This window comes from Corynebacterium sp. HMSC078A10, from assembly GCF_001811565.1.
GTDB classification, from domain to species: domain Bacteria; phylum Actinomycetota; class Actinomycetes; order Mycobacteriales; family Mycobacteriaceae; genus Corynebacterium; species Corynebacterium hesseae.
This window is the reverse complement of sequence record NZ_KV805184.1, coordinates 1-1,627: the sequence shown is the minus strand read 5'-3', so window position 1 is coordinate 1,627 and position 1,627 is coordinate 1. Positions and strand designations below refer to the sequence as shown.

General features: G+C 52.6%; 1 rRNA gene. It reads left to right on the top strand.

The window, feature by feature from the left end:
* Positions 1–92 precede the first annotated feature (92 nt).
* A 23S ribosomal RNA gene (locus HMPREF2808_RS13575) occupies positions 93–1,627 on the top strand; the annotation flags it as partial.

Here is a 1,627-nt window from a genome sequence, read left to right as displayed (position 1 = left end):
TGGTTTGTGTGATTTCTTTGTTCTTTTGTGTTTTGTGTGTTCACACCAGCACAGTTTGATTGCCATTTTGTGGTGGTTGTTGTGTTGGTTGTGTGTTCGTTATTTAGGGCGCATGGTGGATGCCTTGGCATGCTGGGCCGATGAAGGACGTGTAAGGCTGCGTTAAGCCTCGGGGAGTTGTCAATAGAGCGTTGATCCGAGGATGTCCGAATGGGGAAACCTGGCACCTGTTATGGGGTGTTACCCTTCAGTGAATTCATAGCTGTTGTGGGGGTTTACGCGGGGAAGTGAAACATCTCAGTACCCGTAGGAGAAGAAAATAAAATATGATTCTGCTAGTAGTGGCGAACGAACGTGGATGAGGCTAAACCGTGTGCATGTGATACTTGGTAGGGGTTGTGTGTGCGGTGTTGTGGGCCCCAATGGAAGCCAGCTACCACTGGTTTGCTTGTGTGTTGTTGTTAGGTGAAGTGGTGTGGAAACACCGACCGTAGAGGGTGATAGTCCCGTAGTTGAAGGCTTCAATGCATGGGTTGTTGGGTTGCCCGAGTAGCAGCGGGCTCGTGGAATCTGCTGTGAATCTGCCGGGACCACCCGGTAAGCCTAAATACTCAGTGTGACCGATAGTGTATGAGTACCGTGAGGGAATGGTGAAAAGTACCCCGGGAGGGGAGTGAAATAGTTCCTGAAACCATGTGCTTACAATCCGTCAGAGCACCTGTATGTGTGTGATGGCGTGCCTTTTGAAGAATGAGCCTGCGAGTCAGCGGCATGTCGCGAGGTTAACCCGTGTGGGGTAGCCGTAGGGAAACCGAATCCTCATGGGGTGTTTAGTGGCATGTCCTGGACCCGAAGCGGGGTGATCTACCCATGGCCAGTGTGAAGCAGTAGTAAGATGCTGTGGAGGCGCGAACCCACGTAGGTTGAAAACTGCGGGGATGAGCTGTGGGTAGGGGTGAAAGGCCAATCAAACTCCGTGATAGCTGGTTCTCCCCGAAATGCATTTAGGTGCAGCGTCGCATTAGCTTGGTGGAGGTAGAGCTACTGGTTGGTTGAGCGGGACTACAATCTTAGCAATGTCAGCCAAACTCCGAATGCCACTAATTGTGTTGTGCGGCAGTGAGACTGTGGGGGATAAGCTTCATAGTCGAGAGGGAAACAGCCCAGATCGCCGGTTAAGGCCCCTAAGGGTGTGCTAAGTGGAAAAGGATGTGGGATCGCGAAGACAGCCAGGAGGTTGGCTTAGAAGCAGCCATCCTTGAAAGAGTGCGTAATAGCTCACTGGTCGAGTGGTCCTGCGCCGACAATGTAGTGGGGCTCAAGCACACCGCCGAAGCCGCGGCAAACATTTTTTGTTTGGGTAGGGGAGCGTCGTGCATGTGTTGAAGCGTTACCGTAAGGCGGCGTGGAGTGTGTGCGAGTGAGAATGCAGGCATGAGTAACGAATTGGAAGGTGAGAATCCTTCCCGCCGGATGACTAAGGGTTCCTGGGTCAAGTTCGTCTTCCCAGGGTGAGTCGGGACCTAAGGCGAGGCCGACAGGCGTAGTCGATGGATAACCAGTTGATATTCTGGTACCCGTATATCCGCGCCCATGATAAAGCACTGATACTAACCACCGCGGATAC